The sequence below is a fragment of the Rhodococcus sp. NPDC057297 genome, assembly GCF_042667435.1.
Lineage (GTDB): Bacteria > Actinomycetota > Actinomycetes > Mycobacteriales > Mycobacteriaceae > Rhodococcoides.
Window position 1 is genome coordinate 269,750 of sequence record NZ_JBHUZE010000008.1, and the last position, 6,478, is coordinate 276,227.

At 64.0% G+C, this 6,478-nt stretch carries 6 protein-coding genes; 3 read left to right on the plus strand and 3 right to left on the minus strand.

Annotation, left to right across the window (positions count from 1 at the left end; translation table 11 throughout):
• Positions 1 to 3 precede the first annotated feature (3 nt).
• Positions 4 to 1,287, minus strand: a complete 1,284-nt coding sequence (locus ACFULT_RS21845; protein ID WP_037105384.1) for an alanine racemase — start codon at positions 1,285 to 1,287, stop codon at positions 4 to 6.
• A 104-nt stretch (positions 1,288 to 1,391) separates the two neighbouring features.
• On the opposite strand from ACFULT_RS21845, the gene ACFULT_RS21850 reads away from it, so the two are divergent.
• The 3 genes from ACFULT_RS21850 to ACFULT_RS21860 are packed head-to-tail and all read left to right on the plus strand — an operon-like array spanning position 1,392 to position 3,559.
• Positions 1,392 to 2,390: a sugar kinase gene (locus tag ACFULT_RS21850; RefSeq protein ID WP_094721182.1), complete on the plus strand. Its 999-nt coding sequence runs from the start codon at positions 1,392 to 1,394 to the stop codon at positions 2,388 to 2,390.
• Entirely contained in the window at positions 2,387 to 3,145 is a 759-nt protein-coding gene (locus ACFULT_RS21855) for an IclR family transcriptional regulator (RefSeq protein WP_378482447.1), read from the plus strand. The genes ACFULT_RS21850 and ACFULT_RS21855 overlap by 4 nt, the downstream gene beginning before the upstream one ends.
• Before the next feature lie 12 nt (positions 3,146 to 3,157).
• Complete coding sequence (locus ACFULT_RS21860) at positions 3,158 to 3,559, plus strand: RidA family protein (RefSeq protein ID WP_037105392.1); 402 nt, start codon at positions 3,158 to 3,160, stop codon at positions 3,557 to 3,559.
• Between the two features lie 68 nt (positions 3,560 to 3,627).
• On the opposite strand, the gene ACFULT_RS21865 is transcribed toward ACFULT_RS21860, so the two are convergent.
• Positions 3,628 to 4,752, minus strand: coding sequence for a hypothetical protein (locus ACFULT_RS21865; protein ID WP_378482448.1), 1,125 nt, complete (start codon positions 4,750 to 4,752; stop codon positions 3,628 to 3,630).
• Between the two features lie 73 nt (positions 4,753 to 4,825).
• Positions 4,826 to 5,983: an alkaline phosphatase family protein gene (locus ACFULT_RS21870; RefSeq protein ID WP_378482449.1), complete on the minus strand. Its 1,158-nt coding sequence runs from the start codon at positions 5,981 to 5,983 to the stop codon at positions 4,826 to 4,828.
• Positions 5,984 to 6,478 lie beyond the last annotated feature (495 nt).

The window sequence follows — 6,478 nt, forward strand, 5'->3', positions numbered from 1 at the left end:
CTCCTAGAAAAAGGTGTGGACGAGGTCGACGACGCGCGGATCGTCGCTGCCTGCATCGTCGACGAGGGGGATCAGCCGCCACTTGTCGAAGGCAGTGCACGGATGCGAAAGACCGAGGCGAACAACGCTTCCGATCGGAGCCGCGCTGGCGTCCGGGGCGAACCGCAGGAAGGCGTGCTGGTCGTTGAGGGCGGTGATCTCGCCGTCGACCGACTGCGGAGTGGGCAAACCCTCGTCGTAGGGGAGGTCCCGCTTACCGGCATCGAGGAGCGCGAGGCCCGGCTCCGGGCGCGACACGACGCGCGCCCAGCCGTGCATCGCAGCTTCGAGTGGATGGTCCGAACGGCTCGGGATCATCGGCGAGATCTGGGAGTAGAACCCGTCGTCGTGGATGATGTACGCCCCGGACCGGAGCACCACCGTGGTCGCGACGCCGCGTGCGCCGTCCTCGTCGGCCAGCGGCGCCAGGTGCGCGGCCACGATGTCCTGATACGCGCTTCCGCCCGCGGTGACCACGGCGTGCTCGCCGTAGAGACCTGCTGCGTCGAGTTCTCGATGGAGCGTTGCGACGGCATCGAGGTAGTCGGCGACGGCCTTCAGGCCGGCCTCGGACCGATCGTGGCTGAGGGCGCCCTCGTATCCTCCGACACCCGCGAGTGCCAGACGAGGCGACGCGGCGACGGCGTCGGCGACCGCACGAGCTTCGTCGATCGTGCGCGCACCGGTTCTGCCGTGCTCGCCGCCCAGCTCGACGACGACGTGGACCGGCCTGGTTGCGCCTGCGTCGGACAGGGCTGCGTTCATTGCCTCGACGGTACCGAGTCCGTCTGCCCAGCAGTAGAATTCGAACTCCGGATGTTCGACGAGTTCCCGTGCCAGCCAGGCGAGACCGACCGGGTCGACGAGGGCGTTGGCCAACATGATGCGTTGCACGCCGAACGTTCTCGCCAACTGCACCTGCCAGATGGTCGCCAATGTGATTGCCCACGAACCGGAATCGAGTTGGCGTTTCCAGAGCGCCGGAGCCATCGTCGTCTTGCCGTGCGGCGCGAGTTTCACACCCGCCTCGGCAGCCCAGGCGGCCATGACCTCGATGTTGTGAGTGATTCGTTTGTCGTCGAGCGTCAACAGCGGCGTCTGGAAGGACGTCGCCGACGGTGCTTCTCGGACGAACTCCTCGATCGAACGTCCCCAGGCGTGGGGTGGAACCGACTTGTGTTCGGGTCCGATCGTTCGCGCTCGTAGGGCGTTGACGGCGTGCGTGTCGATCAAGGTGGAGACCTCCAAGCGGGTGCGCGTTGCGTAATATGCAACGGCTGTTGCGCAAAATGTTTGTGGTTAGTAGTGTGCATCCAACAGGGGCCGGCTCGCAAGCATTCGAAGGAGATCTCTTGCTTTCATCGCCTCGCGCGGTATGCGTCGGAGAAGGACTCGTGGTTCTCGTTGCCGAGCCCGGCGCCCTCGAAGACTCGGATTCGTTTCGACGTTCAGCAGGTGGAGCCGAAGCCAACGTGGCACGCGTCCTCGTCCAGCTGGGTGTGTCCACGTCCTGGTTGTCACGGGTCGGAGACGATGGATTCGGCCGATACCTGCTACGCCAACTCGGCGAATCAGGTATCGACGTATCTGCCGTGTCGGTCGACCCTGTGCGTCCGACGGGGATCTACGTCAAGGAACGCGGAGCCGGCACCGGTGTCGGACACGATCTGCCGCGCGGCGAGAGTCGCATGACGTACTTCCGGACTGGATCGGCTGCCAGCGCTCTGTCAGCCGACGACCTGGTTCCCACCGTGATCGAGACGGCGGACATCGTCCACCTCTCCGGAATCACCGTCGCTTTGTCGGCCTCGGCCGAGTCGATGTCCAGGGCACTGCTGGCGTCCGCGACGACCGTCAGCTTCGACCTGAACTTTCGGCCCGCGCTGTGGGGCTCGAGAATCTCCGACGCATCCTCCGTGCTGGCTGACCATGTCCGCGGCAGCGACGTGGTGCTGATGGGTGCCGACGAGGCGCACGAGGTCTTCGGGATCGACGATCCCGCAGCGTTGCGCGCGGAGTTCCCGGAACCGCGTCACCTGGTGGTCAAGAACGACGCGCACGTCGTGACCGCATTCGACGGATCGTCGCGCGTCGACGTTCCTGCCCTCACACTCGACGTCGTGGAAAGAATCGGCGCGGGCGACGCGTTCGCAGGCGGATTTCTTGCCGGTTTGCTGACCGGGCGCTCGGCTGTGGACAGGGTCCGGCTCGGCCACCTCTGCGCGGCAGGAGCCTTGACCGCACACGGTGACGCGGCCGAGGTCGCTGATCCCTCTCGGCTCGCCGCGGCGCTGGCCCTCCCCGACGCGGAGTGGAACTCGGCACGATTCGCTGATCTGGTGGCGCAATGAGCCAAAGTCTGTCCCGAGCGTTGACCATCCTCGGCCTCCTGGGGGAGGAGACGAGGTCGCTCGACCAGCTCGCCCGAGAACTGGACGTGCACAAGACAACCGTGCTGCGACTGCTGCGCACCATGGAGTCGGACCGCTTCGTCCAGCACGACGCCGACCACCGATACGTGCTCGGGTCACGATTCTTCGAACTCGCCAACCGCGCACTCGAACAGCGGGATGTGCGCACGGTAGCGAGGCCGCACCTCGCTGCGCTCAACGCCGCAACCGGACAGACGATCCACCTGGCAACCCTCGAGGGTGGCGAGGCGGTGTACATCGACAAATTCGATGCGACGCAGAGCGTCCGGATGTACTCGCGTATCGGAAGACCCGCCCCGTTGCACTGCACGGCCGTGGGAAAGGTGCTGGTCTCCGCACTCCCACGTGCCGAGCAGCGGCAGATCGCGCAACGCATCGAGTACGTGCGGTTCACCGACCGAACCATAGATTCCGCCGAGCGGTACCTCGCTGAACTGGACCTCGTAGCCGAGCAGGGCTACGCCGAGGACCACGAGGAACACGAGACGTTCGTCAACTGCGTGGGTGTACCGATCCTCGACGGCACCGGACGAACCGTCGCGGCGGTGTCGATGTCGGTACCGGACATGCTCCTCGACCACGGACAAGTCCTCGGGAAATTACCCGAAATTCTGGCTGTCGCCGAAGCCATTTCGGCCGATCTCGGTTGGAAGCCGACCGAGAAGACCTCGTAAGAAAGGAAAGTAATGAGCGAAAAGATCGCAGTTCGAACCGATGGGGCACCGGCACCCGCACACACGTTCTCCCAGGGGGTGCGCAAGGGTCCGTTCGTGCAGGTCTCCGGCCAGGGACCGGTCGATCCGAAGACCAGTGAGTACCTGTACCCGGGCGACGTCGCCGCCCAGACCACGAGAACACTCGAGAACGTGCGTGCGATCGTCGAAGCGAGCGGTGCGACCTTCGACGACGTCGTCATGCTCCGCGTGTACCTCACCAAGCGCGAGGACTTCGCCGTCATGAACGACGCGTACGGCGAGTTCGTCCAGAAGTACACCAGCGGGGATGTTCTGCCCAGCCGCACAACAGTATTCACTGGTCTGCCCCGTGAAGAAATGCTCGTCGAGATCGACGCCGTCGCGATTGTCTGATGTCAGGTCCGACGACCGGCCGGGCTCTTTTCGTGGAAGCACGGCCGGTCGACGGAGGCCCGGCGGGCTCAGGCGTTGTCGAGATTCTTGATCGCTACCAGAGCGCTCCGAAGTGCCCGGACAACTCGGTCCCACGGAACCGCCTCCAGAGCGCACTCCTCGGCCGCCCCGGAGTCTCCACGAAGCATGGCTTCCTGTGCGTACTCGCGCCACGATTCGGCTTGTTCGGCGCAGAACGTCTCGAAACGTCCGATCTTCGTGCAATCAGGTCCACAGACGGACAAAATGTCGTCGGCGTCGACCTCGCCACCGGACTCCGCATCCATCTCCAGCAACGTCATCAGTTCTGCCGGAAGTTCCTCGTCGCTGGGGTCCGCGGACCCGTCGCTCCGATCGGTCGCGTCGAGGGCGGGAACAACACCCCCGATGTGATCGGCGAACTCCTCGTCGACCGTCGCCGCGAACGTCGCAAGGCGGCCTGCGGCATTCATCACGTGCTGTGGGACGAACGGATCGGCGTCGATCGTGCACGCGACATGGACACGGTCCTCGACCAACAGGAACTTCAGCCGCGGGTGCCGGCGATTGAGATCCGCGACGACCTCCGCAGCCCGTGTTCGCCCGGCAATACGTTCGACGACGAGCGCATGAATGCGGATCTCGTCTACGCCTGCAGCAGTGACGTATGCGATGACCGGCCCCATGGTGATGCTGACGACTCCGTCGGGCGTGACCGACACCCGATCCCCGAAGGTCTCCAGCAACGCACCCGCCACATCCGGGGGACAGGCCGACTCGTCGGGTGTCGGTGCAGTCGGTGCCTTCGCCCCAGGCCGGAAGAGGAACGAGGGATGCGGGATGTTCCACGCGCATCGGATCTGCTCGACGACCGTCGAACACAACCGGTCGACCCACGCTGCGCCGTCCTCGACGACGAAGATTCCGTCGGCCTCGGCCGGTTGCCACGGAGGCGGGGGAGAACCGAGCCCCGACGACGCACACACGAGCGTCCCTTCGCTCGTCAGGCGAAGAAGCATTGCTCGCCGCGGTGAGCCCTCGGGCTCGAAATCGGGAGATATCGACAGCTCCGCACCTGGTTCCAGCGACGCCAGGTGGTCAGCCAACTCGGTCGTGAACGTCGTCCAGTCGGACTGCGTTGCAGCGTCAAGGTCAAGGCCGTTGTGCTTCGGCATACTTCTCCCCGTTCCAGCGAACTTCGAACATTCGATCGAACAGAAGTTATCGCGGGGTACCGACAAGGATCGGTCAGCGGCGCCTGTCCGCCCGGACGACCGTCGCCGGAACGAGCAACTCGGCGGACGTCAGCGATCCATGGTGCCCCTCGAGGGCCGACGCGTTCGCCTCCGCCTGGGTTCTCACCACGGCTGATTCGTCCTTTGCGAGGGCCAGCACGTCTCCGATTCGTTCGGCGACCTCGACGGATACCGTCGAACCGAACCAGCCTCGTGACACCGCGTCTTCACGGGTGACGACGAGGAAGTGCTCCCCGAGTATCTCCTTCCACGTTGCCTGCACGTCGACGCTGCTTCCTGGCCGTGTGTAGAGGTAGCGCATCCGAGGCTCCCCGCCCAGGAGCCTGACGCCATCCCGCAGCTCCGGGGTCGAGTCGTAATCGAACCGCCGGTCGATCTGGACCATTCCGTGGTCGGCGACGACGATCAGCGCGCCGTCGGGCGGGAGACCATCGGCGATCGATTCGGCGAGCAGGTCGACGTGACGAAGATGCAGGCGCCACGCGTGCGATTTCGGCCCCCGGACATGACCTACCAGGTCGAGGTCGCCGTGATAGGCGTAGACCAACGTCGGGCCGGGAGCGTCGAGCGCGTCGAGTGTTCCGGCCGCGAGATCGGCAAGGGAGACCGAGTTGCGAAACTCGGCTCCGCGAAGAGAAGCGCGTGTCAATCCGGAACCTGCCTGCATGGACGGACCTACGTGCACAACGCGGACGCCGACGTCACGCGCACGCTCGAACGCCGTCGGTGTCGGCTGGAAGTGCTCCGGAACCACATCAGTCGGTAACTCCTCGGACGCGGACGTCCCGTGAAGTTTCCACTGAAGACTGTTCATGAGGCGCTTGTGGCCTGGAAGCGCGACGAGATATCCGACGACACCGTGCTCTCCGGGAGTGAGCCCTGTGCCCAGCGAGCTGAGACTCGTCGCCGTCGTACTGGGAAAACCCGCGGTGATCGATCGAGTGGTGTGCGCGGTGAGGAAGGGAGCGTCTTCCGGATGGTCGGCAAGTTGCTCGCTGCCGAGTCCGTCGACCATCAGGACACACGCTCGTCGGACACCGTGGAGATCGAGACCGAGTCTGTCGGCAGACGAATTGCCCGTCAGATGAGCCACCACGGACGGCACCACATCGGACAGGGCCCCGGTTCCATAGCGCGGTGAAAGCAGCATGACGCAACCGTATGCGCCGGAGCGGCACCGCGCAGCCTCTGTTGTTAACTCGTCCAAGCGCCTGACCAGGCGATTTGCGAAGGAGTTCTTCTTGGCGTAACTTTTGTCGAGTCAGAGCGACACGGACACCAACCCGGACCGAAAGGTGCGGGACACGAGGTTGGACGCAGATCGAACTGGCAGCCCCTTACGAGGTAAGAGTTTACTCCGTGAGGGACATGAGCGTGTAAGCCCCGAAGTAGAAGCGAAAGCGGATACGACGGTGTGTGCGTGTTCTTTGAGAACTCAACAGTGTGTCGATGAATGTCAGTGCCGAATGTTTTAGGCGCTCATGCTTTTTAGTGTGGGTGTGTCGGCTGCGGTCCTTCTTCCCGTCGGATTGTGGTTGACGAAAATTTAGTGCTAGTTGAGTTTTTTTGCTAGTGATTTGGACTTGATGTCATTTGACTGATTCACGATCTTCGGATTGTTGTTTCTAGAGTCTTTTACGGAGAG

Bases quoted from the DNA above. Each gene is read 5' to 3' on its own strand.
- ACFULT_RS21855 (WP_378482447.1), top strand. From the start codon at position 2,387: ATGAGCCAAAGTCTGTCCCGAGCGTTGACCATCCTCGGCCTCCTGGGG.
- ACFULT_RS21865 (WP_378482448.1), bottom strand. From the start codon at position 4,752: ATGCCGAAGCACAACGGCCTTGACCTTGACGCTGCAACGCAGTCCGAC.
- ACFULT_RS21870 (WP_378482449.1), bottom strand. From the start codon at position 5,983: ATGCTGCTTTCACCGCGCTATGGAACCGGGGCCCTGTCCGATGTGGTG.
- ACFULT_RS21860 (WP_037105392.1), top strand. From the start codon at position 3,158: ATGAGCGAAAAGATCGCAGTTCGAACCGATGGGGCACCGGCACCCGCA.